General features: G+C 38.8%; 22 protein-coding genes. 20 read left to right on the forward strand and 2 right to left on the reverse strand.

The window, feature by feature from the left end; translation table 11 throughout:
• Positions 1-7: 7 nt before the first annotated feature.
• Both ACWPVF_RS02520 and ACWPVF_RS02525 read left to right on the forward strand, forming a co-directional pair.
• Complete coding sequence (locus ACWPVF_RS02520) at positions 8-820, forward strand: LicD family protein (RefSeq protein WP_414307246.1); 813 nt, start codon at positions 8-10, stop codon at positions 818-820.
• Between the two features lie 37 nt (positions 821-857).
• Complete coding sequence (locus ACWPVF_RS02525) at positions 858-3,413, forward strand: MBL fold metallo-hydrolase (protein ID WP_454384517.1); 2,556 nt, start codon at positions 858-860, stop codon at positions 3,411-3,413.
• 76 nt (positions 3,414-3,489) lie between these two features.
• Here the strand turns inward: ACWPVF_RS02525 and ACWPVF_RS02530 are convergent, their stop codons facing one another.
• Positions 3,490-4,968 (reverse strand): oligosaccharide flippase family protein, encoded by a 1,479-nt coding sequence (locus tag ACWPVF_RS02530; protein ID WP_454384519.1) that lies wholly within the window; start codon positions 4,966-4,968, stop codon positions 3,490-3,492.
• Positions 4,969-5,092: 124 nt separating this feature from the next.
• Here ACWPVF_RS02530 and mecA point away from each other — a divergent pair, with 124 nt between their 5' ends.
• The 13 genes from mecA to ACWPVF_RS02595 all read left to right on the forward strand — a co-directional run bounded on the left by mecA (position 5,093) and on the right by ACWPVF_RS02595 (position 21,115).
• Positions 5,093-5,830, forward strand: coding sequence for an adaptor protein MecA (gene mecA, locus ACWPVF_RS02535; protein ID WP_045614136.1), 738 nt, complete (start codon positions 5,093-5,095; stop codon positions 5,828-5,830).
• Between the two features lie 145 nt (positions 5,831-5,975).
• Positions 5,976-6,539, forward strand: a complete 564-nt coding sequence (locus ACWPVF_RS02540; protein ID WP_454384522.1) for a TIGR01440 family protein — start codon at positions 5,976-5,978, stop codon at positions 6,537-6,539.
• 1 nt (position 6,540) lies between these two features.
• A complete protein-coding gene (locus ACWPVF_RS02545) occupies positions 6,541-12,354 on the forward strand; it encodes a ZmpA/ZmpB/ZmpC family metallo-endopeptidase (protein WP_454384524.1) in 5,814 nt (1,937 codons plus the stop codon).
• A gap of 158 nt (positions 12,355-12,512) precedes the next feature.
• On the forward strand, positions 12,513-13,073 hold the full coding sequence (locus ACWPVF_RS02550; protein ID WP_454384526.1) for a TlpA family protein disulfide reductase: 561 nt from the start codon (positions 12,513-12,515) through the stop codon (positions 13,071-13,073).
• 9 nt (positions 13,074-13,082) lie between these two features.
• Positions 13,083-14,198, forward strand: coding sequence for a peptide-methionine (R)-S-oxide reductase MsrB (msrB, locus tag ACWPVF_RS02555; protein WP_454384528.1), 1,116 nt, complete (start codon positions 13,083-13,085; stop codon positions 14,196-14,198).
• A 278-nt stretch (positions 14,199-14,476) separates the two neighbouring features.
• Positions 14,477-14,968 (forward strand): hypothetical protein, encoded by a 492-nt coding sequence (locus ACWPVF_RS02560; RefSeq protein WP_414287413.1) that lies wholly within the window; start codon positions 14,477-14,479, stop codon positions 14,966-14,968.
• Positions 14,969-15,035: 67 nt separating this feature from the next.
• Positions 15,036-15,512 carry a DUF2975 domain-containing protein gene (locus ACWPVF_RS02565; protein ID WP_414258363.1) on the forward strand — a complete coding sequence of 159 codons (477 nt, stop codon included), beginning with the start codon at positions 15,036-15,038 and terminating at the stop codon, positions 15,510-15,512.
• Positions 15,513-15,529: 17 nt separating this feature from the next.
• Positions 15,530-15,733, forward strand: a complete 204-nt coding sequence (locus tag ACWPVF_RS02570; RefSeq protein ID WP_004252288.1) for a helix-turn-helix domain-containing protein — start codon at positions 15,530-15,532, stop codon at positions 15,731-15,733.
• A 137-nt stretch (positions 15,734-15,870) separates the two neighbouring features.
• Positions 15,871-17,592 carry an aminodeoxychorismate synthase component I gene (gene pabB / locus ACWPVF_RS02575; protein WP_454384531.1) on the forward strand — a complete coding sequence of 574 codons (1,722 nt, stop codon included), beginning with the start codon at positions 15,871-15,873 and terminating at the stop codon, positions 17,590-17,592.
• Positions 17,593-18,216, forward strand: coding sequence for an alpha/beta fold hydrolase (locus ACWPVF_RS02580; protein ID WP_454384533.1), 624 nt, complete (start codon positions 17,593-17,595; stop codon positions 18,214-18,216).
• Between the two features lie 43 nt (positions 18,217-18,259).
• Positions 18,260-19,105: an excalibur calcium-binding domain-containing protein gene (locus ACWPVF_RS02585; protein ID WP_454384535.1), complete on the forward strand. Its 846-nt coding sequence runs from the start codon at positions 18,260-18,262 to the stop codon at positions 19,103-19,105.
• Positions 19,106-19,207: 102 nt separating this feature from the next.
• A complete protein-coding gene (locus tag ACWPVF_RS02590; RefSeq protein WP_454384537.1) occupies positions 19,208-20,167 on the forward strand; it encodes an ROK family glucokinase in 960 nt (319 codons plus the stop codon).
• A 108-nt stretch (positions 20,168-20,275) separates the two neighbouring features.
• Positions 20,276-21,115 carry a thymidylate synthase gene (locus tag ACWPVF_RS02595; RefSeq protein ID WP_454384539.1) on the forward strand — a complete coding sequence of 280 codons (840 nt, stop codon included), beginning with the start codon at positions 20,276-20,278 and terminating at the stop codon, positions 21,113-21,115.
• A 42-nt stretch (positions 21,116-21,157) separates the two neighbouring features.
• Here ACWPVF_RS02595 and ACWPVF_RS02600 read toward each other — a convergent pair whose 3' ends face one another.
• Complete coding sequence (locus tag ACWPVF_RS02600; RefSeq protein ID WP_454384541.1) at positions 21,158-21,328, reverse strand: DUF3042 family protein; 171 nt, start codon at positions 21,326-21,328, stop codon at positions 21,158-21,160.
• Positions 21,329-21,450: 122 nt separating this feature from the next.
• Between ACWPVF_RS02600 and miaA the strand changes: the two genes are divergently transcribed.
• From miaA to ACWPVF_RS02625, 5 genes are read left to right on the forward strand one after another with little or no spacing between them, the layout of a single operon-like run.
• Positions 21,451-22,335 carry a tRNA (adenosine(37)-N6)-dimethylallyltransferase MiaA gene (gene miaA, locus ACWPVF_RS02605; RefSeq protein ID WP_454384543.1) on the forward strand — a complete coding sequence of 295 codons (885 nt, stop codon included), beginning with the start codon at positions 21,451-21,453 and terminating at the stop codon, positions 22,333-22,335.
• Positions 22,328-23,566 (forward strand): GTPase HflX, encoded by a 1,239-nt coding sequence (gene hflX / locus ACWPVF_RS02610; RefSeq protein WP_454384545.1) that lies wholly within the window; start codon positions 22,328-22,330, stop codon positions 23,564-23,566. Before miaA ends, hflX begins: the two co-directional genes overlap by 8 nt.
• On the forward strand, positions 23,559-24,182 hold the full coding sequence (locus ACWPVF_RS02615) for a cystathionine beta-lyase (RefSeq protein WP_454384547.1): 624 nt from the start codon (positions 23,559-23,561) through the stop codon (positions 24,180-24,182). Before hflX ends, ACWPVF_RS02615 begins: the two co-directional genes overlap by 8 nt.
• A gap of 14 nt (positions 24,183-24,196) precedes the next feature.
• A complete protein-coding gene (rnz, locus tag ACWPVF_RS02620; protein ID WP_454384549.1) occupies positions 24,197-25,126 on the forward strand; it encodes a ribonuclease Z in 930 nt (309 codons plus the stop codon).
• 20 nt (positions 25,127-25,146) lie between these two features.
• Positions 25,147-25,902, forward strand: a complete 756-nt coding sequence (locus ACWPVF_RS02625; protein ID WP_454384551.1) for an SDR family NAD(P)-dependent oxidoreductase — start codon at positions 25,147-25,149, stop codon at positions 25,900-25,902.
• Positions 25,903-25,982: the final 80 nt, after the last annotated feature.

Here is a 25,982-nt window from a genome sequence, read left to right on the forward strand (position 1 = left end):
GACAAAGATGTCTGAGAGAATTTTAAGTCTAGAAGAGATTAAGCAAGTAGAACTTGATATTCTAGAGTATTTACATAAAATCTGTGAAAAACATGATATTAAATATTTTATCGATTTTGGAACCTTGCTTGGGGCTGTACGTCACAAAGGCTTTATTCCTTGGGATGATGATACAGACATTTCTTTAGCTAGAGATGAATTTGAAAAGTTATACGAAGTTCTAAAAAACGATAACCACCCATACTATAAGCTGATTTCTTTTAGAGAAACGAAGGGTTATCCATATAGTTATATGCGTGTTTACGATATTCGAACACGGAGAGATTCGAATCTTTTAGATCCAAGTGTTGTGCTTGGAACTTGCGTAGATGTCTTCCCGTACGATGGTCTTGTTACAGACGAACAAGATCGTAAGAAAATGAAACTCTATAAACAACTAATTCGTCTATCGTCTTTGAACTTTAAAGGAATTAAATACGAAAACGGAGGGATTAAAAATCTTCCTCGTTATATCGCGTCAGCAATATTCAGATTTACATCTCCTCAATTCTGGAATCAAAAGCTAGAACAACTTGCCTTAAAATACAGTGTTGAAAATTCTACAGACTTGGTTTGTTCAACTTATGATTCATACTATCCAGCTGGCATTAAAGCAGAATGGCTGTATGATACAATTGATATGCCATATGAAAATCTAATCCTAAAAGTACCAAGAAGATATCATGAGATTCTTGTCTATGAATTTGGGGAAGATTATATGACTCCACCTCCTGCTGACAAACAGATACCAGGAAATGAGAAGAATTATTGGATTGATTAATGAAAGAGTATATAAAAAAGAGAAAGTTGAATACCATATGAAAACTATTAAAAAAACAATATTACTTAGTGCCTTGATTTTATCGGCATCAATAATTCAAGCACAGACAGTGAATGCAGATACTATTTCAACAGGTTCAGGGAATCGTATCCACTTTATCAATACAAAAGCTAACTCTGGAAGTGATGCTATTTTACTAGAAAGTAATGGTCACTATGCTTTGATTGATATGGGAGAGGATTATGACTTTCCGGATGGAACGGATACACGTTATCCAAATCGATGGGGAATTTCTATTAACAATTATCAAGTTTTGGAAGATCGGTTGATTCGACATCTTGATCAATTAGGTGTCAAGAAATTAGATTTTATATTAGGAACTCATGTTCATAGCGACCATATAGGTGGAGCAGATGAAATTCTTAATCGCTATCAAGTCGATAAATTCTATTTGAAAAAATATTCAGATCAACGAATTACAAGCACTTGGGGATTGTGGGATAACCTTTTCAATTATGATAATGCTCTTCGTGCTGCACAGAATAAGGGTGTTACATTAATTCAAGATATCAAAGATCAGGATAGTCATTTCAAATTTGGTGATATGGATATTCAACTTTATAATTATAAAAATGAATATGATGCTGATGGAAACCTAAAAAGAGTTCTTGATGATAATTCCAATTCAATTGTTGCAGTAGTGACTGTAGCAGGAAAAAGAATTTATCTTGGTGGCGATTTGGATAATGCTGAGGGAGCTGAAGATAAATTAGGGCCTGTTATTGGAAAAGTGGATATGATGAAATGGAATCACCATTACGATGCCAAGGTTTCTAATACAATTGGTTTCATTAATCACCTTTCTCCTAGTATGATTATCCAAACAACTGGAGGAGATATTAACCTCGCTTCAACGAGAGACTATCTAAAAAATAAAAATATTCAAGTGATTCATGCATCAAGTAAAACTCAGGATGCAACTGTATTTGATATTAGTGATAAAGGCTTTACAAATGTTTCAGGAGATTTTCCGAATATTCCTACTGTTGAAGAGAAATGGTATAAAGAAGATGGTTACTGGAAGTATCGTTTAAAAGATGGTCAGATGGCTATCGGTTGGCATGATATTGCTGGTGCTACATATTTCTTTAACGGAAAAGGTCAAATGCAGAGTGGTCGTTGGCTCCGTATCACTGACGAATGGAATGGAGAACCAAAATTTAATGATTACTACCTAAACAATGATGGTAAAATGCAGACGGGTGGTTGGTTCTATCATGATAATACTTGGTACTATATCCAGTCAAACGGTGCAAGACGTTACAATGAACTAGCTGAAATTGGTGGTCAAAAATACCTCTTTGATAAGGATGGTAAAATGCTAACTGGCTTACAAGTCTTCAATGGTAAAAAGCTGTTGTTTGCAAGTAGTGGTGCTCTTCAAACAGAAGGAACAGCATCTGGTTGGCAAAAAATAGATGGAAACTGGTACTACTTTGATGAAGAGGGAACTCGAATCGTTGGAAAAAAAGAAATCAATGGAGCTACCTATTATTTCAATCAAGAAGGGGTGATGAAAACCGGTTGGATCTTTACTGAAGGTCATTGGAACTATTTTGCAAGTTCTGGAGCTATGAAAACCGGTTGGGTTAAGGATAAGGGTACATGGTATTATCTGGATAAAGACGGTGTCATGCTAACGGGTCTTCAAGAGATTGATGGCACTCGTTATTACCTCAATGCAAGTGGAGCTATGCAGACCGGTTGGAAATGGCTCGATAACCATTATTACTACTTCGCAACTAGTGGGTCTATGAAGACAGGTTGGCTTAAAGATAAAGAACTCTGGTACTATCTAGATAAAGACGGCATCATGTTAACAGGTCTTCAAGAGATTGATGGAACCCGATATTACCTTAATACAAGTGGAGCCATGCAAATTGGTTGGAAATGGTTAGACAATCATTATTACTACTTCGCAACCAGCGGAGCAATGAAGACAGGTTGGTTCAAAGAAAACGGTCTTTGGTATTATCTAGATAAAGAAGGTATCATGCAAACTGGCCTACAAGAAATTGAAGGTGTTCGCTACTATCTAAATGCAAGTGGAGCCATGCAAACGGGCTGGAAATGGTTCGATGACTCATACAGATACTTTACAAATAGTGGAGCAATGAAGACAGGTTGGCTCAAAGAAAATGGTCTTTGGTACTACCTTGATACTGAAACTGGTCAAATGGCTACAGGAATCCATAAAGTAAATGATGAAACTTACTATTTTGATGCTAATGGAGCCATGCAGACTGGATGGAAACAACTTGATGGTAAATGGTATTACTTCCAAACAGATGGTTCACTTTTAAGAAATGGCACAACACCTGATGGCTATAAGGTTAATCGGGATGGAGTTTGGTCAACTACTATTGAAGAAGAAACTACTCAGGAACGAACAGTTGAAAGTAGACAAGGTCTCACTTTCGAAACAACTGAAGTTGTGACAGAACAGTCTAAGTCTGAAAAGATATCTTCAAAGCTTGAGGGAAACAATCAGTCTACTGAACCTAAAACACAAACTAGTGAAGAAAAAAATTAGATTTCTAATCATTATGAACAAAATTTTCCTATAAACAAAACACCTATAAAGCTTATTAAGCTTTATAGGTGTTTTGTTAACTTCGTTTAATTTTAGCACGAACTAGATCAAGCGCATAATGAAGTGTTTTATCTTTGATAATAAAGAGTGTGATAGCGTAATAGATACCACAAGCTACGATTGTAGAAAGAACCATGCTAATCATCTTCATCGTAACTTCATAACTATGAACTTGGAAGAGGGTTTTAAAAACATAATAAATTGGGATGAAACCAAGTGACACGATTGTGTAGCGAGCCAAGGTTGTAAAAATCTCTCTCAAATCCAATAGTTTGTGCTTTTGAATAAAGCGAATTTCTAGCAGAACTACGATTGATTCAGCTATAATGGTTGTTCCGATGTAGTATTCAGGAGTAAAGATATTATTGAAAAGGAGTAGTGAGTTGAGAATCACATTGGCGCCACCTCCGATAAAGTAAAAGGCAGTCAAACGATTTTCATGGTCATTAATAAAGATAATCTGTTTTCCAAGGATTAATTCGATGGCCCAGATAATGGTACGAAAGGCAAAGACACTCGTTACGATTCCTGCTTCTAGATATTTCTCAGAAGAGTAGATAACTGTAGCATAGGTTCCTAAAACCATAATACCAATACTGGTAGGGACCATGAGGAAGTAAAAGAGTGACGCGCCCTGATTGACCAAATTTTTATAAGAAATAAAATCTTTTTTTCCTAGATAATAACCAAGTCGTGGTATACTTACGTTGATAGCTCCACTAAGAACACTAGCAATCAGCATAACGATGCTGGAAGCGATGGTGTAATAGGAGATGAAATTCTCATCAGGTCCTTTAGTAATGAACATACGATCCAGCAAGGTATAGAGCATATTGGCATTTGCTAGAAGGAGCATGGTTAAGAGTGGTTTAGATGATTTGAGAAGTTCGATGAACTCAATCTTAACAAAGGATACCTCTCGTTTAATCCAGAGGAAGCTGAGTAGATAGTTGATGATAGTTGTCACACTCATGATTGTAGCATAAGGGACGATGTCATCAGGTGTCTTGACGAAGGTAAAGATAGCAACCAACATTCCAATCCGGATAACCAGTGTTTTATAAAGAATAAAAGAATAGTTCTCGTAGGCTTCATTCATCCACTCGATATTTAGGAATTGAAAGAGGGCTTGGACTCCAAGGATATAGTAAAGGATTTTTAGATTGATAATACTGGTATCAAAGTGAATAAAGAGGAAATAGATAGCTGTTGTCAGAATTGAAGTAATCAGGGAAATATAGAATAACTTAGAGAAGACATAATTGATCTTATTCTTATCATCTTTAACTTTACTGATAGCTCGAATCCCATAATTGTAAATCCCAAAAGCGGCAAGTGGAATAACAAAACTTGCCCAGGTGTTAGCAGTGTTAAAGTAACCGTAATTTGATTTACTAAGAATCCGTGTTAGATAGGGATTAGTAATCAATGGAAAAACAATATTTAAAATATTGACCAGTAAGCTAGCCAAAGCATTAACTTTTATATTTTTCATGAAATTTTCTTTCTTATATTCTAAACTAGATACTAGTATTATATCACATTCCAACGCCATTCTTTTGATAAAATCATTTAAATCTTGTATAATAGATAGAACTGAAAGTATGAGGTTACGAACTATGAAAATGAAACAAATCAGTGATACGACTTTAAAAATCACGATGTCTTTAGAAGATTTGATGGATCGTGGAATGGAAATCGCAGACTTTCTCGTTCCACAGGAAAAAACAGAAGAGTTTTTCTATGCAATCTTGGATGAGTTAGAAATGCCAGACAGCTTTTTGGATACAGGAATGCTTAGTTTCCGAGTGACACCGAAGCCTGATAAGGTCGACGTCTTTGTGACGAAATCTAAGATTGACCAGAACTTGGATTTTGAGGATTTGGCAGATCTTCCAGATATGGATGAGTTAGCGAAAATGTCTCCAGATGAATTTTTGAAGACTTTGGAGAAAACCATGGCAGAGAAAACTAAAGAGGATATTGAAGCCATTCAATCTTTAGAGCAGGTTGAAAAAGAAGAGGAAGCATCAATTGATGAAATTGCTGAGGTGGATGAAGGGAAAAGAGAACCTTATATCTACTACATCTTACGTTTTGACAACCTAGCTAGTTTAGTTTCTTTTGCTAAAACGGTTGATTACCAAATGGAGACTTCAGAACTCTACAAGATGAATGACCAATACTATCTAACAGTTTTGGTTGATGTAGAGGATCATCCAAGTCTTTATCCAGCATGGTTATTGGCACGTATGCGCGAATTTGCGGATGATAGTGATATCAGTCGCTCAGTCCTTCAAGAATATGGACAAGTCATCATCAATCATGATGCTGTTCAAGGACTTCAAAAGGTCTAAAGATAGATAAAAATGAGGCAGGGATATAAATTCTCTGTCTTTTTTGATTAAAAAGTAGAAGAGTCAATAGGACTTAGGCCAATGTCCCTAGCTTGCTAAAATGATGAAAAAAGGATATCATAGAAGGAAGTAAGCGAGGTAAAGTATGGACCAAGGACATTTACAAAAAGAGGTAGAGGAAATCCTAGAAGATGTATTGGCAAAGGCTTCTCTCCATGAGGGAGCTCTCTTTGTTTTGGGCTTATCTTCTAGCGAGGTGATAGGAGGACATATTGGAAAAGCCTCCAGTCAAGAAATTGGGGAATTAATTGTTCAAAAAATCTTAGAAATCTTGTCAGCCAGAGGAATCCACCTAGCAGTTCAAGGGTGCGAACATGTTAATCGGGCCTTGGTAGTAGAACGAGAGGTTGCAATCAAATACAATCTTGAGATTGTTAGTGTTCTTCCGACACTGAACGCTGGAGGATCAGGTCAATTGGCGGCATTTCGGTATATGAAAGACCCAGTTGAAGTCGAATTTATAAAAGCAGATGCAGGTCTAGATATTGGAGATACGGCTATAGGGATGCATATCAAACATGTTCAAGTACCGATACGTCCAGTTTTGAGATCAATCGGCCAAGCCCACGTAACTGCCCTCGCTAGTCGTCCAAAACTGATTGGAGGAGCGCGTGCTCAATACCCACAAGATTATATTAGGAAATTGTAAAATGGAAAAGAAACATATTGAAAAGGTTATAAAATATTCTATTAGAAAGTTCTCTGTTGGAGTCGGTTCTGCTGTTATCGGAGCCGTACTTTTTGGTGCTAACAGTCTCTTGCTTGATCAAGTAGCAGCTAATGAAGTTTGTGAGCCAAATCAGGTACACTATCGCTATTTGGCAGAGAAAGAGTTGACAGAAGCTGAAAAAGCCCTTATTCATAGAGAGCTTCCGTCGAATTTAGAACAAGATGATATTGTTTATCTTGTTTATAGAAAAAAAGAAGTTGGAAGCCAGCTGTTACCAAGTACTGGAAGTAAAGAGCTAGGTCTCGTTGGTTTTGGCTTTGCGACAGCTGCATTAGCTGTACTAGTGTTCTCTAAGAAGCGACCTAATAAGATAGCAGGTATTCTTTTTATTGGTGCACTTGGAGGTAGCTACTTCATTCCTCAGACTATTCAAGCTTTTGAAAATCAAATTCTTTTATCTTATAACCAAACAATTTCTGCTTGTAGTCAAGAAGATTTAGCCAATGGAGTTATTCAAATTGATGGATATGACTACATTGGTTACTTCAAAGAAGCTGATTTGAAAGTTTCAATGCCTGAAAATAATCAAGATAATAACTTGATTACAGATAAAGTGACACAAGAAGCTCGTGAAGGCGAATCACTTGTTCAACCAGAGCTTCCAACCTACAGCGAAGAGACTACAACTACAGCAACACAGGGAGAAACTCAAGGAAGCGAATCTCTCGTTCAGCCAGAACCTCCTGTTCATACAAGTGAAGAAACAACAGAGAGCACCCAAGAAGAAGCTCCTATTGGTGAATCCCCTGTCAAACCAGAGTCTCCAACCCAACCAGAGAATAGTACAGCTAAGGGTACTCAAGAAGAAGGTCATGTAGGCGAATCTCCAATCCAACCGGAATTACCAGCCTATACAGGAGAAGTAACAGCCAAGGGTACTCAAGAAGAAGGTCATGTAGGCGAATCTCCAATCCAACCGGAATTACCAGCCTATACAGGAGAAGTAACAGCCAAGGGTACTCAAGAAGAAGGTCATGTAGGCGAATCTCCAATCCAACCGGAATTACCAGCCTATACAGGAGAAGTAACAGCCAAGGGCACTCAAGAAGAAGGTCATGTAGGCGAATCTCCAATCCAACCTGAACTCCCAGCCTATACAGATGAAGTAACAGCTAAAGGGACTCAGGAAGAAGGACACGAAGGTGAACCTCTCATTCAACCGAGTTTGCCAGAATACAATGTGACAGAGTCAACTGTGACAGAAACAGAAACTGTTACAATTCCATATTCTACAGAATACCTATCGGATTCTAATCGCTATACAGACGAAGAAAGTGTTGTTCAAAAGGGTGAAGTTGGTAGTCAACTCATACATCGTGTCTACAAAACTGTAGATGGGGAGAAAGTTGGCGAAGCTATCAGCACTAGTACGGAAGTTGTTAAAGCTCCTGTAGCTGAAAAAATCAGTCGCGGAACCAAACCAATTGAAGGCCAAACCGAAGAAGTTTCTGTTGAAGAAGTTCCTTTTAAAACGATAATGGAACAAGATTCGAGTTTACTCAAGGGAACTGAAACAGTTGCTCAGGTAGGTAAGAATGGTAAGAAGAAAATTACCAAAGTCTACAAGACTATCAAGGGTGTGAAAACTGCAGATGCACCTACTGTTTCAGAAGAAGTTCTTGAACAGGCACAAGACCACATTATCAAAAAAGGTACTAAGGAATTAGAAAAACCTACTCTAACATTAACTAAAGTTGATACAGAAGAATTGAATCGAAGTGCAAAAGCAACTTATAGTCTTAAAAAACCAGATGGAGTGACTATCAAGTCTATTCAAGCAGTGTTGAAAAAAGGCGATCAAGTTATTAAGACATTTGCTATTTCAGAGTCTAATCTTGCGACAGCTTTAGCTGATCTAGATTATTACAAGGATTATACACTTGCAACGACCATGGTGTATGATCGTGGTAATGGTGACGAAGAAGAAATTCTTAAAGAAGAACCACTGAGAATCGACCTTAAAAAAGTTGAAGTCAAAAATATTAAGGAAACAAGCTTAATCAGTGTGGATGACCAAGGTAATGAGACCGATAGTAGTCTCTTGTCCGAGAAACCATCGAATGTTAAGCCTTACTACTTAAAAGTTACGACTTACGATAACAAGGTTACGAAACTAGCTGTTGATAAAATAGAAGAACTTACTGTAGATGGAAATAAACTATACAAAGTAACTGCTAAGGCACCTGATTTGATTCAACGTACTGCAGAAAATCGTTTCACTGAAGAGTATGTACACTATTTGCCTAAGCCAAAAGCTCATGAAGGTGATGTGTATTACGACTTTAATGAACTTGTAAAAGCTATGCAAGCAAATCCTACGGGTACCTTTAAGCTTGGTAGCAATATGAATGCTAATAATGTACCACCAGCTGGCAAATCTTACGTAACCAATGCCTTTAAAGGTTCATTAGGAAGTACTGATGGTAATAAATTTGCTATTCATAATATCACTAGACCATTATTTGGAAACATTGAAGGTGGTTCTGTTAAGGATCTCTTACTGGAAAATGTCAATATTGATATGCCTGGAGTTGATCGAGTAGCTCCAATCGCCAATGTTATCAAAAACAATGCAACTATTGAAAACGTCAAAGTAACCGGAAGTGTTGTCGGTAACAATGATGTAGCTGGTATTATCAATAAAATTGATGGTAGTGGAAAAGTAAGTAATGTCGCCTTTATCGGTAAACTTCACGCTGCTGGCAATAGAGGAGGCTATTTAGCTGGTATTCTTGGTGAAAACTGGAAGGGTGTTGTTGAGAAAGCATACGTTGATGCTGAAATTACTGGTAATAAAGCAAAAGCTGCAGGACTAGTCTATTCATCTCAAAATGGTGCTAATAACTACACGGTCGGTACAGAAGGGGTCCTAAGAAAATCAGTTGCTAAAGGTTCTATCGAACTGAAAGAAGCTGTTCAGTCTGGTGGATTGCTGGGTACCAACTGGGCCTTGGGTGCTATTGAAGACAATATCACCATGATGAAAGTCAAAACAGGTGAGATGGTGTTTGGTCACTCAGATATTGATGCTGACGACTACTTCACTTTTTCAAGAACCAAACGTAATTATAGTGTTGATGACGTGAGTGAAGGTAAAAAATCCTATAACAATTCACGTAAAATTCCAAGTATCTCACTAGAAGAAGCCGAGAAAAAAATTGAAGCAATGGGAATCACTGCTGATAAATTTACCAGCAGCAAACCTATTGAAGACAAGCTTAATAACAGTCTAAACAAAGATGATCAGTACAAAGCAATTGATAGTTATGATGCGACTCGTGAGCTAGCTTACCGTAATATCGCAAAACTTCAACCTTTCTATAACAAAGAGTGGATTGTAGACCAAGGTAATAAATTAGCTGCAGGAAGTCCTCTCTTGACTAAAGAAGTATTGTCTGTAACTGCTATGAAAGGCAATACCTTTGTGACGGAATTAGCTGATGCTGATCATATTATGATCCACTATGCAGATAAGACAAAAGATATCTTTACCATTTCACCTAAAGATTCAAAAGTGAAACAAGTGAAAGAGTACGGTATTGCAGAACTTGGTGAAGTTGTTTATACTCCGAACATGGTTGACAAGGACCGTAGTGATCTCATCAATGCTATTGTTGAAAAATTGAGTCCTGTGGAATTACAATCTGACCCAATCTACACGCACCTTGGTAGAACTGGTCCAAACAAAGTTAATGCTATTAAGAACCTTTATCTTGAAGAAACCTTCAAAGAAGTTAAGGATAATCTTACTAAATTTGTGAAACAGTTGGTTGAAAATGAGGATCATCAATTAAACACAGATGAGGCTGCTAAACGTGCTTTAATCAAGAAAATTGATGATAACAAGGCAGCGATTCTCCTTGGCCTATCTTACCTTAACCGTTATTACGGAGTGAAGTTTGATGATTTCAATATCAAGCAACTCATGTTGTTTAAGCCAGACTTCTATGGTAAGAATGTAAGTGTATTAGACCGTTTGATTGAAATTGGTTCAAAAGAAGATTATGTCAAAGGAACTCGTACACACGATGCCTTCCGTGAAGTAGTTGCTAAAAATACTCTTTCTGGCAACCTAAATGACTTCCTGAAATATAACATGGAACTCTTCACAAAAGATACAGACTTGAATGATTGGTTTATAAAAGCAACTAAAGATAATGTCTATATCGTGGAACCAAAAACAACAAATCCTGATTTTGCTGATAAGAAACATAGAGCTTACGAAGGCTTAAATAACGATATGCATGGCAAGATGATTTTACCACTCTTGAACTTAAAAGATGCCCATATGTTCTTGATTTCAACATACAATACCATGGCCTATAGTTCATTTGAAAAATATGGTAAGAACACTGAAGCAGAACGGAATGCCTTCAAATCTGAAATTGATAAGGTTGCTAAAGGACAACAGAATTACTTAGATTTCTGGTCACGTCTATCTCTAGATAAAGTACGTAATCAGCTCTTGAAGAGCAATAATATGGTTCCAACACCTGTACTGGACAACCAGAATTATAAAGGCATTAGTACTGATCGTTATGGCCATACAAACAGTGGTAAAGATGTGGCACCTATCCGTGAATTGTATGGACCTACAGACCGTTACCATGCGACTGATTGGCGTATGGGAGCTGTGGCTCGCGTTTATGCGAATCCATATAAGGATGATTCTGTCTTCTTTATGGTGACGGACATGATTAGTGATTTTGGGGTGTCTGCCTTTACTCATGAAACAACTCACGTAAATGACCGAATGGTTTACCTAGGTGGCTCAAGACACCGTGAAGGAACAGATCTTGAAGCATTTGCTCAAGGAATGTTACAAACTCCGTCAGTATCAAATCCAAATGGTGAATACAAAGCCCTAGGTCTTAACATGGCTTATGAACGTCCTAATGATGGAAATCAATGGTATAACACTAATCCAAATGATCTGAAGTCACGTGACGAAATTGATCGTTACATGAAGGGCTATAATGATACGCTCATGCTTCTGGATTATCTTGAAGGAGAAGCTGTCCTCAATAAAGCAAATCAAGATTTAAACAACGCTTGGTTCAAGAAAGTAGACAAACAATACCGAGGAAATAACACCAAGAATCAATTCGATAAGGTGCGACCTTTGAGTGATGAGGAAAAGGCTATTCCATTACGTACAGTAGATGACCTAGTAACTAACAACTTCATGACCAACCGTGGCCCAGGTAACAGAGTTTATAATCCATCTGACTTTGATTCTGCTTATGTCACGGTTCCAATGATGTCTGGTATCTACGGTGGGAATACTAGTGAAGGTGCTCCTGGAGCTATGTCCTTCAAACACAATACTTTCAGAATCTGGGGTTACTATGGCTACGAAAAAGGCTTCCTAAACTATGCTTCTAACATGCTAAAAGCTGAATCTAAGAAAGCTGGTAAAGAGACCCTAGGTGACGATTTCATCATCAACAAGATTTCTGAAGGAAAATTCAACAATCTTGAAGATTGGAAGAAAGCTTACTTCGAAGAAGTAGTGAATAACGCTAAAAAAGGAATTCAGTCTATTGAAATCGATGGTAAAACATACAATAGTTATGAAGACTTGAAACGAGCATTTGCTGAAGCAGTTGATAAAGATAAGACCACTCTAAGTAATGGTTCTGTCAAATTTGATAACACCGTATCACTTAAAGAAAAACTCTTTAAGAAACTTCTTCAACAAACAGATAGCTTTAAAACTTCTATCTTTAAATAATCAATTGACTCCCACCTGCTAAGCAGGTGAGAGTTTTTTGGTTGCAAGGGTTTTAAGAATTTTCCAAACAGATTTCAAGTATTTTTAGTATAGTAGGTATATAATAGAGCTATAATACAATTTCTATATTCATATGAGGAGTGAGAAAGATGATAAAGATGAAAAAATGGCAAGCAACTGTATTGGTCTGCGCTAGTCTACTCTGTCTGTCAGCTTGTAAAAATCAGATGGGGAGCCAGGCTGATAAGCAAAATGAAGACAAACAAGCGCAAGTTAGCTCTCAAACTGCAAAAAAAGGGGAAGAAGTTCCAGACTTTGAACTCACGGGAGTTGATGGTAAAACGTATCGCCTATCAGATTACAAAGGCAAAAAAGTCTATCTCAAATTTTGGGCTTCATGGTGTTCTACTTGTCTAGCCAGCCTCCCTGATACCGATGAACTGGCAAAAGAAGCTGGCGATGACTTTGTAATCTTGACAGTTGTTTCTCCTGGTCAAAAAGGGGAACAAGCAGAAGAAGCCTTCAAAAAATGGTATCAGGGTTTGGACTATAAAAATCTCCCTGTCCTATTAGACCCTTCGGGAAAACTCTTAGCAAGTTACGGAGTCCGTTCTTATCCAACTCAGGTCTTTATTGATAAAGAAGGCAAACTAGTTAAGACCCAGCCAGGTTTTATGGACAAAGAAACTATTTTACAGACGCTAAAAAGCATAGATTAGAGGCTCATCATGAATGATAAATTAAAAACAATACTCTTAATTGGAGTGATCATTTGCATCATCATCGGACTTTTATTTCTTTTGGAAAAAAGAAGTGCTAGCTATACCGATACTTCTCAAATCGAGAAGGCAGCAGTTAGTCAAGGGCAAAAAGTCACGAAAAAAACTGAGCCAGATAAAAATGCTGACCTACATGAAATCTACCTAGCGGGAGGCTGTTTCTGGGGAGTTGAAGAGTATTTTTCACGAGTAGAAGGTGTGACAGATGCTGTTTCTGGCTATGCGAATGGCAGAGGAGAAACAACCCAGTATGAATTGATCGGCCAAACAGGCCATGCTGAGACTGTTCATGTGACCTACGATGCCAATCAAATTTCTCTAAAAGAAATCTTGCTCCATTATTTCCGCATTATCAATCCAACTAGTAAAAATAAGCAGGGAAATGATGTGGGGACTCAGTACAGAACGGGAGTCTACTATAAGGACGAGCAGGACCTAGAAGTCATCAATCAAGTCTTTGAGCAAATTGCTCAAAAGTATGACCAGCCTCTAGCGGTTGAAAAGGAAGCCTTATCTAATTTTATCGTGGCTGAGGACTACCACCAAGACTATCTCCAGAAAAATCCAAATGGATATTGCCATATCAATGTCAATCAAGCATCCTATCCTGTTATTGATGCGAGTAAATATCCAAAACCGAGTGACGATGAATTGAAAAAACTCCTCTCTCCTGAAGAGTATGCAGTGACTCAAAATAGTCAAACAGAACGGGCATTTTCAAATCGTTACTGGGATAAATTTGAAGCAGGTCTTTATGTAGATGTGGCGACAGGTGAACCCCTCTTTTCTTCGAAAGATAAATTTGAATCGGGCTGTGGTTGGCCAAGCTTTACCCAGCCTATCAGTCCAGATGTTGCGACCTACAAGGAAGACAAGTCTTATAATATGGTCAGAACAGAAGTCAGAAGCCGAACTGGTGATTCCCATCTGGGACATGTTTTTACAGATGGACCTCAGGACAAGGGAGGCCTACGCTATTGTATCAATAGCCTATCCATCCGTTTTATTCCTAAGGATCAAATGGAAGAAAAGGGTTATGGTTATTTGTTAGATTATGTAGAGTAAACGTGATATTCTTAAAAAGAGTTTACCAAAAATGTTTTAGATTCATATTTGATTTTTTTAGAAGTGTTGACTTTAATATTTGAAGTCTAATTGCTCTTGAATAAAGTTATTTTTAAATAAAAGAAAAAAATTATCAAAAAACGATAAAAAAGTGTTGCATTTCAAAAAAATTATGCTATACTAGATATATCGATAAACAATAATAAGTTTTCGAGTAGTAACAAAAAGAGCTCATTTGTTGCTAAAACTAAAAATATTTTATAAAAGAGGAAATCATCATGAAAAAAACTACATCAACTAAAATCGTAAACTTTACTAAATCACTTGTTATACTAGGCTCTAATTTCGGAATCTTTACCCTCAGTTTCTTTAGTATCGCATCATTAGTCCTTCTCCTTGGTCAATTTGATATCAGTCAGTTAATGCCTGAAGGTGGGGAGGTAACAAGGTCAGGCTACGAAGCGTGGGGAGGGGTTAATGCCTTTGTTCTAACCTTTGTTGCTGGTAATACACTTCTGACTTATGGACTTATCAAATTAAAACAGTTTGCTAAGGACTTTAAAGAAAGCGATCTTTTTGAAAATACAACCATTTCATTCTTGAAAAAGGGTGCAGTTTTAATGACACTTGTAGGAGCAATCCAAGGTATTACAGAACTTATTCTTAACCCAGCTCATATTATTTTTAACTTCTCGATTGCAGCATTTTTGTTTATTGCTAGCTTAGTGCTTACTTCTATCAAAAATCAATTTTCAGATAAAGTAGCATAAGACATGTACGTAACACTTACTAATATTATATAATATAGTAGAGATTAGAAACGAGGTTTTGAAATTAATGTCTAAGAAAAATTCCTACTTACCATTTGCTTTAGGTTTTATTAATATCCTACTTTTTATCTTGGGAGTGTCTTTAGTTATATCCATCCTTTTAACAGTTTTCAATGTAACTGAGATTAGCCTATTTAACCTTGGGACTATTTCCTTAAAACCTGATATGGTGAATACTTCAATACTAGTGAGTGCTTTGTCCTTTATCAATAGCTTTATCATTCTGTTTGTACTATTCTGTGTTAGACAGTTCTTCCAAAATATTATTCATGAACAGATTTTTACAAGTTATAATGTCAAACTTGCTAATCGTATCTCTATTTCCCTCTTTATTGCTTCATTTCTAGGAGATGGTATTTTGACACTCAATGGTTATTCATTTCTAAATATAACTTTCATGGTTACTGCTCTCGTTGTTTGGACAATTGGTAAAGTCCTTGAAAAAGCAAACGAAATTGCAGAAGAAAATGAGTTTACAATTTAGAGAAAGGAGATTGTACCGTGATTGTCATTAATCTAGATGTCGAATTAGCAAAGAAAAAAATGCGTTCAGGAGATTTAGCAGAACGTGTAGGTATTACTCCCGCAAATCTTTCAATACTGAAAACAGGTAAGGCCAAAGCTATACGTTTTTCAACGCTAGAAGCCATTTGTAAAGAACTTGGGTGCCAACCTGGTGATATATTGGAATATGTGCCAGATTAAAAAGTGGTTCAGCATAAGCTGACCCTTTTAATTTTGTTAAATTATATAAAGAATTCTAAAACATTTCCTGATAATCTGATAAAAAATACTGACTAGATAAATTCTAGGGACCTTCTTATTTATGGTATACTTAGGATATGCATAGAAAAACAGTGATTGATTTTAGGGCTTTGGGCGAGAGATACACCTTTACCCAGCCTATTAAAGAGTTAAAAACCAGAGATTTAGCAGAAATAGCAGACTTGCTGGCACAAGTGGAAAGCTACCAAGAGCAGGGCTATTATGTAGTTGGTTATGTTAGTTATGAAGCAGCACCTGCTTTTGAGGGAAAATTAGCAGTACACTCAGGTCCCTTGTTAGGAGAGTATTTGCTTTACTTCACTGTTCATAACAGTGTTGAAACCTCTAACATTCCTCTGACTTATGAGGAGGTGGAATTACCATCAAACTGGCAGGAAGTAATATCTGCTGAGGACTATGAAAAGGCTATTGCCCAAATTCACCATCATTTAAGACAAGGGGATACCTATCAGGTCAATTATACTGTCCAACTCAAGCAGGAGTTGTCTGCCAATCCTTTTGCTATCTACAATCGTATGGTGGTGGAGCAGGAAGCGGGATATAATGCTTACGTAGAGCATGATGATATGGCAGTGATTTCCATGAGCCCAGAACTCTTTTTTGAACAAAATGATCGTGAATTGATGACTCGTCCTATGAAGGGCACAACTAAACGTGGTTTGAATAACGATGACGACTTGAAAGAGGCAGCTTGGTTGGAACAGGATCCCAAAAATCGTTCAGAAAACATGATGATAGTGGACCTCTTGCGAAATGACATGAATCGTATTTCTGAGGTTGGTAGTGAGCATGTGGAGCGTTTATGCCAAGTGGAGCAGTATTCTACAGTGTGGCAGATGACTTCAACTATCAAGAGTCAGTTACGACCAGATGTTGACCTAGTTGAAATCTTCCGTTCGCTCTTTCCATGTGGCTCCATCACAGGAGCTCCCAAGATAGCGACCATGGAAATTATAAAGAACTTGGAACCACAAGCTAGAGGAGTTTACTGTGGAACTGTTGGCCTCCTACTTCCCAATGGACGACGGATTTTCAATGTGGCTATTCGAACCATTCAACTGCATGGAGGGCAAGCCATCTATGGTGTCGGAGGTGGCATCACTTGGGATAGTACTTGGGAGTCAGAATACCGTGAAGTCCAGCAAAAGGCAGCAGTTCTTTATCGAAAACAGCCTCTTTTTCAGCTGATTACGACAGGGAAAATTAGCCAGAAAAAATTGCTCTTTGAAAATCAACATCTAGAAAGACTGCGAAAGGCTAGTCGTTATTTTGCCTTTCCATTTGACCAAGAAGTTTTGAGACAAAAAATAGAGAAGGAGTGTCAGTCTTGTGACATCCGTCAAGATTATCGAATACGAATCAGTCTCAGCAAATCTGGAGAGATTGAAATTGAACGACAAGTATTGACAGCGCTTAGCTCTAGTTTTTGTCAGGCCAAACTTTGTCTACAGGAAGCGGATTTGGAGCAGGCCTTTACCTACTTTAAGACAACACACCGACCACATTTGACAGTGGGAGAGCAGGAAATCATTTACCACACTGCTGATGAAAAACTGCTTGAAACCTCTATTGGGAATCTAGTCTTAAAAATGAATGGCAAGCTCTATACCCCACCTAGTACACCTGGCATTTTACCAGGGATTTATCGCCAGCATTTACTTGAAATCGGGCAGGTAGAAGAGAAGGTCTTGACTTTATCAGATTTGAAAGAAGCAGAAGTTATTTATGGCTGCAATGCAGTTAGGGGCTTGTATGAGTTGTCTGTAAAGGAGAACTAAATGAAATTAATATTTTTACACGGTTTGGGACAGTCCGCAGATAGTTGGAAAGAAGTTCAGGATTTGCTGACAGATTATCCCTCTGAAGCCCTAGACTTATTCCCTTCAGGAGTTGGGACTTATCAAGAAGCCAAGGAACGCATTTTTCAGCACTTATCAATGGAAACAGAACCTTTTGTCTTAGTTGGTTTATCCATAGGGGCCGCACTTGCATTAGAATTGTCAAGTTACGATCTGCCAAATCTTCAGGCCTTGGTTTTGTCAGGATGTCCACTGAAATTAGCAGGTAACATTCCTTTTTACATTCAGTTGCTGATATTCAAATTGCTTCCTAAGAGGATATATGAGAAGCAGGGGGCAGATAAGGCTCTTATGGTTGGAGTTTCCGAGGAATTAAAAACACTTGATTTAAGAGAGATTGCACGGAATTGTCCCTATCCAAGCTTGTTGATCTGTGGTAGTCAGGATAAGCCTAATCTCAGTTCAATGAAAAGTATTCATGAACTGATGCCAGATTCTCAGTTTCAGATCATCCCTGACGGCCCTCATGTCTTGAATAAGGCAAAACCAAAAGAGTTTGCAGAATTAACCAGAAGTTTTCTTGAATTGCTGAAACAAGTTTGATAAAATAATATTGAGATTGATATTATAATTTTAGGAGAAAATCATGAACAAACGTCATTTATTAAAACTAGGCTTAGCTTCTTTACCTGCCCTAGCTTTGTTTTTACAACCTGTTGTGGCAGATGAAAGTATCCATTTTTCAAGCTGTAAGGAAGCTTGGGAGAATGGATATGCAGATATTCATAAGGGAGAACCAGGTTATTCTGCCACTCTGGATAAGGATCATGATGGAATCGCTTGTGAATCGAAGAATGCGCCTAAGGGAGTTTTAAAAGAGAAAAAGACGAGTGCATCTCAAGCTAACAACAATGTAGCACCAAATAGTGCAGTATCTGCTCCTAGTGCAGCAGCTGTAAGTGGCTGGGTTCGTCAGAATGGATCTTGGTACTATTTTTCTGAAAATGGAAAACCAGTGACAAATACTTGGCAGGGGGCTTACTACCTCAAATCAGATGGAAGAATGGCTGAGAATGAGTGGGTATACGATAACTATTACCAAGCTTGGTATTACCTCAAATCAGATGGATCTTATGCCCGCAATACTTGGCAAGGAAGTTACTATCTCAAATCAGATGGTAAAATGGCTCAGGGTGAATGGATTTATGATTCATACTACCAAGCCTGGTATTACCTCAAATCAGATGGATCTTATGCGTATAATACATGGCAAGGTGCATACTACCTCAAATCAAATGGGAAAATGGCACAGAGTGAATGGGTTTATGATTCTTCTTACCAATCTTGGTACTACTTAAAATCAGATGGATCTTATGCTCGTAATGCATGGCAAGGAAACTACTACCTCAAATCAGATGGTAAAATGGCAAAAAATGAGCGAGTTGATGGCGGACGCTACTATGTAGACGCCTCTGGTTTGTGGAAACCATAGAATAGAAAAAATTTGGGAAATCAATGCAAACCTTTGCACTGATTGGCAGATTTTGTTATACTAGTACTGTAAGCATTTTCAATTGAGAATAAGGAGAAAAAGATGAGTCAAAAGATTATTGGGATTGACCTTGGTGGGACATCTATCAAGTTTGCTATTTTAACGCAAGAAGGAGAAATCCAAGAAAAATGGTCTATCAAGACTAACATTTTGGATGAAGGAAGCCATATCGTAGACGATATGATTGAAACTATTCAACATCGTCTGGGCTTACTTGGATTATCTGCTGAAGATTTTCGTGGAATTGGTATGGGTTCACCTGGTGTGGTTGACCGTGAAAAAGGAACTGTTATCGGTGCCTATAACCTCAACTGGAAAACTCTTCAACCAATCAAAGAAAAAATGGAAAAAGCCTTGGGTATTCCATTCTTCATCGACAACGATGCCAACGTAGCTGCTCTTGGTGAGCGTTGGATGGGTGCTGGTGAAAACCAACCAGACGTTGTCTTTATGACACTTGGTACAGGTGTTGGTGGCGGTATCGTGGCAGAAGGGAAATTGCTCCACGGTGTCGCAGGTGCTGCAGGTGAACTTGGACATATCACAGTTGACTTTGACCAACCAATCGCATGTACTTGTGGTAAAAAAGGCTGTCTTGAGACAGTAGCTTCAGCTACAGGGATTGTCAACTTGACTCGTCGTTATGCAGATGAGTACGAAGGCGATGCAGAATTGAAACGCTTGATTGATGACGGAGAAGAAGTAACAGCTAAAACTGTCTTTGACTTGGCAAAAGAAGGGGATGACCTTGCTTTGATTGTTAACCGTAACTTCTCACGTTACTTGGGTATTGCATGTGCCAATATTGGTTCTATTCTAAACCCATCAACAATCGTTATCGGTGGTGGTGTTTCAGCTGCAGGAGAATTTCTTCTCCAAGGCGTACAAAAGGTTTATGATGAAAATACCTTCCCACAAGTCCGCACAACAACTAAGCTAGCTCTTGCAACTCTTGGAAATGACGCTGGAGTTATCGGAGCAGCATCACTTGTATTGCAATAATAATTAATAAGTATTAAAAGGAGAAAATCACTATCTTAAAGCGAGTGATTTTCCTCCTTTCTTTTTTTATGCTATACTAGTTAAGAATAAAAGTTGAGGTAAGGGTAAATGACAAAAGCAGATAATATTTTTAAAGAAAATATTGAGCGAATTCTCAATGAAGGTGTCTTTTCAGAACAAGCTCGTCCCAAGTATAAGGATGGAACAGTGGCTAACTCTAAGTACATCACAGGTGCTTTTGCAGAGTATGATTTGTCTAAGGGTGAATTTCCAATCACGACCTTGCGTCCTATCGCTATCAAATCAGCTATTAAAGAAGTGCTTTGGATTTACCAAGATCAATCAAATAGCCTAGAAGTTCTCAATGACAAGTACAATGTTCACTACTGGAATGATTGGGAAGTGGGAGACACTGGTACTATTGGGGAGCGTTATGGGGCTGTGGTTAAGAAGCATGATATCATTAACAAGATTCTCAAACAGTTGGAAGCCAATCCTTGGAACCGTCGTAATATCATTTCACTTTGGGATTATCAGGCCTTTGAGGAGACAGATGGCCTTCTTCCATGTGCCTTTCAGACTATGTTTGATGTTCGTCGTGTGGATGGGGACATCTATCTAGATGCGACCTTGATCCAGCGTTCTAATGATATGCTGGTAGCTCACCACATCAATGCCATGCAGTATGTGGCTCTTCAAATGATGATTGCCAAACACTTTGGTTGGAAGGTAGGAAAATTCTTCTACTTTATCAATAACCTTCATATCTACGATAATCAATTTGAACAGGCAGAGGAACTGCTCCGTCGTGAGCCTTCAAACTGCCAACCACGCTTGGTCTTGAATGTACCAGATAAGACTAACTTTTTTGATATTAAAGCAGAAGATTTTGAGTTGGTTGATTATGATCCAGTGAAACCTCAGTTGAAGTTTGACCTAGCTATTTAAGAACATAAAAAGAAGTTGGAAAAACCAACTTCTTTTTGTTTATTAGCGTGATACGCGACGGCGAGCTGCTTTTTTACGATTTTCTTCGATGAAAGCTGCTTTTTGTTCTTCTGGTTCAATTACTTGTTTTTTAAATGCGTATACAGCACCTGCAATTGCAGCGACAGTTCCTGCAACACCTGTTACGAGACCTTTAGCAAATCCTTTAGCCATGAGTCTTCCTCCTTTTATTTATAAATCAGACGAAAATAGCTCAATAGATAGCATTTTTCTGCCTGTCCATTTTGTGATATAATAATAGTAACGAAAAAATGGGAATTTTTCAAGGAAAAACGATGAAAACAAAAATAATTGTGATTGTTGGACCGACTGCAGTTGGAAAGACAGCTCTATCCATTGAAGTTGCTCAGCGGTTTAATGGCGAAGTGGTTAGTGGAGATAGCCAACAAGTCTATCGAGGACTAGATATTGGGACAGCCAAGGCTAGTCCGGAGGAGCAGGCAACTGTCCCTCATCATTTGATTGACGTTAGAGATGTAACCGAGTCCTACTCGGCTTTTGATTTTGTTTCAGAGGCTAAGGCAGCCATTGAGGATATTCAAAGTCGAAGTAAGCTTGCTATTATTGCTGGTGGGACAGGCCTTTATATCCAGAGTCTGCTAGAAGGATATCATTTAGGTGGAGAGACACCTCATGAGGATATTTTAGCATATCGCGCTAGTCTAGAGCCTTTTTCGGATGAGGAGTTAGCCCATTTGGTGGATCAAGAAGGCCTTGAAATTTCCCAGTTTAACCGTCGTCGTGCCATGCGTGCCTTGGAAATTGCCCATTTTGCTCAAGATTTGGAAAATCAAGAGACCTTGTATGAACCTCTGATTATTTGCTTGGATGATGAGCGTAGTCAGCTTTATGAGCGCATCAATCGCCGAGTAGATCTGATGTTTGATGCTGGACTATTGGATGAGGCCAAGTGGTTGTTTGACCATTATCCAGATGTGCAGGCTGCTAAAGGGATTGGCTATAAGGAACTTTTTCCTTATTTTAGAGGGGAGCAAAGTCTGGAGGAGGCTAGTGATAGTCTCAAGCAAGCGACTCGTCGTTTTGCCAAGCGTCAGTTGACCTGGTTCCGTAACCGCATGCAGGTAACCTTTTATCAGATTGGAGAATCTGGTGTGAAAGAGCGTATTTTCAGCCAGATTGAGGAGTTTTTAAATGATTGAAACGGAGAAAAAAGATGAGCGAGTCCTGCTGATTGGTGTTGAACTCCAGGGCATGGAAAATTTTGACCTTTCCATGGAAGAACTGGCTAGTTTGGCTAAGACGGCTGGGGTGCTTGTAGTCGATAGTTACAGACAAAAACGTGAAAAATACGACTCTAAGACATTTGTAGGCTCTGGTAAGTTGGAAGAAATTGCTCAAATAGTGGACGCAGAAGAAATCACGACAGTCATTGTCAACAACCGTCTGACTCCTCGCCAAAATGTCAATTTAGAAGAAGTTCTAGGGGTCAAGGTCATTGACCGAATGCAGTTGATTTTGGATATCTTTGCCATGAGAGCTCGAAGCCATGAAGGCAAACTCCAAGTTCATCTTGCCCAGCTCAAGTATCTCTTGCCTCGTTTGGTTGGTCAGGGGATTATGCTCAGCCGTCAGGCAGGGGGAATTGGCTCCCGTGGACCTGGTGAAAGTCAGCTAGAACTCAACCGTCGAAGCGTTCGCAACCAAATTACTGATATCGAGCGTCAACTCAAGGTGGTTGAGAAAAATCGGGCGACAGTTCGAGAAAAACGCTTGGAATCAAGTACCTTTAAGATTGGTTTGATTGGCTATACCAATGCTGGTAAGTCAACTATTATGAACACCTTGACCAGTAAGACCCAGTATGAAGCAGATGAGCTGTTTGCGACTCTGGATGCGACGACTAAGAGCATCCATCTTGGTGGCAATCTACAGGTGACTTTAACTGATACTGTTGGGTTTATTCAAGACTTGCCGACAGAGTTAGTGTCTAGTTTTAAGTCAACTTTGGAAGAAAGCAAGCATGTAGATCTCCTGGTCCATGTCATCGATGCCAGCAATCCTTATCATGAGGAACATGAAAAAACTGTCCTCTCCATCATGAAAGACTTAGACATGGAGGATATTCCTCGCCTAACCCTTTATAACAAAGCAGATTTGGTGGAAGATTTCACGCCTACTCAAACGCCTTATGCATTGATTTCTGCTAAATCTAAAGATAGTCGAGAACAGTTGCAGGCTTTGTTGTTTGATAAGATCAAGGACATTTTTGAACCCTTTACCTTGCGCGTTCCTTTTTCTAAGTCTTATAAGATTCATGATTTAGAGAGTGTTGCTATCCTAGAAGAGCGTGATTACCAAGATGATTGCGAGGTCATCACAGGCTACATTGCTGAGAAAAATAAATGGAGATTAGAGGAATTTTATGACTGATATCAAATCATTGGCCCTCAAGTATGGTGGTTATACGAGTCTAGACAAGGTATATCTGGACCAGCTTTTAGATGAAAGGTCTGAAGAGGAGCAACTAGCTCTCATTACACCTCCACCCAGCGTGGTCAATGCTTATTTTGCAGAGCTTTATCAGAAAAAGAGTCCTCAAGCTGCGACAGTTTATTTTGCGGAAGTCAGCCAGGAGCTTAACCTCTACAATGCTGAGCCAAGTTTCGCCTTAGAAAGCAAGCCCTTTATCCGTCTCAATCTATCAGGTAAATCCTTTGGATTTTGCTATGAGAAAGAAGGGCTAGGTCGGATTTTCTCAGAAGCTGAGGAAGCAATTACAGCTGACTTGCTCTTTGAGATTGCTCAGATTTTTCCTCATCAGCTAGTCTTTGAGGAGTCTGGAAAGATTTACATGAAGGCAATCGGAGAAGAGGAAGTTGTTAACGTGGAAAATCTCACAGCCTTGACAGATTTGGAAAGCTTGGCAGATGGTCGCAAGCGTCTCAAAGGCTATAGTCAAGAGGATTTGCAACAAGAAGCTAAATCTTTTAGCGGTAAACTTTTTTACCGCTCGGAAAACCGCACCGCTATGTTATATATTGATTAATTAGAAAGTATCGAATGGATATTCAATTTTTAGGAACGGGGGCTGGTCAGCCCTCTAAAGCCCGCAACGTTTCAAGTCTCGCCCTGAAACTCTTGGACGAGATTAACGAAGTTTGGCTCTTTGACTGTGGAGAAGGAACGCAAAATCGCATTCTGGAAACCACGATTCGACCACGGAAGGTCAGCAAAATCTTTATCACACACTTGCATGGAGACCATATCTTTGGTTTGCCAGGATTTCTCTCTAGTCGTGCCTTTCAAGCCAATGAAGAGCAGACGGATTTGGAAATCTATGGTCCCCAAGGCATTAAGTCATTTGTCTTGACTAGTTTGCGTGTCTCTGGTTCTCGTTTGCCTTATCGCATTCATTTTCATGAGTTTGACCAAGATTCTCTAGGGAAAATTCTCGAAACAGATAAATTCACTGTGTATGCAGAAGAGTTGGATCACACTATTTTCTGCGTTGGTTATCGTGTTATGCAAAAGGACCTAGAAGGGACCTTGGATGCTGAAAAACTCAAAGCTGCCGGCGTACCATTTGGACCGCTTTTTGGTAAAATCAAAAACGGGCAGGATGTAGTCCTAGAAGACGGCACCGAGATCAAGGCTTCAGACTATATCTCAGCGCCACGTCCAGGTAAGATTATCACTATCCTGGGTGATACTCGAAAAACAGATGCTAGTGTGCGTCTTGGAGTCAATGCGGATGTCCTTGTCCATGAGTCCACTTATGGCAAGGGAGATGAGAAGATTGCCCGCAATCATGGCCACTCAACCAATATGCAGGCTGCGCAGGTTGCAACAGAAGCAGGAGCCAAACGACTCTTGCTCAACCATATCAGCGCCCGTTTTCTTTCAAAAGATATCAGCCAGCTTAAGAAAGATGCTGCAACGATTTTTGAAAACGTTCATGTGGTCAAAGACTTGGAAGAAGTGGAAATCTAGAAGATTGAGAAAGGAAAAGTATGTCTACTATTCTCATTACAGGTGCTAGCGGGGGTCTAGCCCAAGAAATGGTCAAACTCTTACCAGATGACCAACTCATCTTACTCGGCAGAAATAAGGAAAAACTAGTTCAGCTATACGGGAATCATCCACATGCAGAATTGGTCGAGATGGACATTACCGATGCTCAAGCCCTAGAAGACCTAGTAGCTGAACTCTACCAGCGCTATGGAAAGATTGATGTTTTGATTAATAACGCAGGATATGGGATTTTTGAGGATTTTGACAAGATTTCTGATCAAGATATTCATCAGATGTTTGAGGTTAACACCTTTGCTTTAATGAATCTGTCTCGGTTGGTTGCAGCTCGTATGAAGGAGACACGAAAAGGCCATATCATCAATATCGTTAGTATGGCTGGTTTGATAGCAACTGGCAAGTCTAGTCTATACTCTGCGACCAAGTTTGCGGCCATCGGTTTTTCAAATGCTCTTCGCCTTGAGCTCATGCCCTATGGTGTCTATGTGACGACGGTTAATCCAGGCCCAATTCGTACGAGCTTTTTCAACCAAGCTGACCCAGATGGTAAATATCTAAAATCGGTTGATCGCTTCCTACTAGAGCCAGATGCAGTAGCTAGAAAGATTGTCAAAATCATAGGAAAAAATAAACGGGAACTTAATCTCCCAGTCTTGCTAAATCTAGCCTATAAGTTTTATACTCTCTTTCCCAAGTTAGCAGATAAGTTAGCTGGAGAGACCTTTAATTATAAGTGATGAAGCTGTTCCCTTGAGGAATGGTTTTTTTCTATAACTTTGGGTGACTATTCATCAAAAATAATCCCTGAAAATACTGG

This window comes from Streptococcus sp. Marseille-Q7087 (assembly GCF_965111935.1).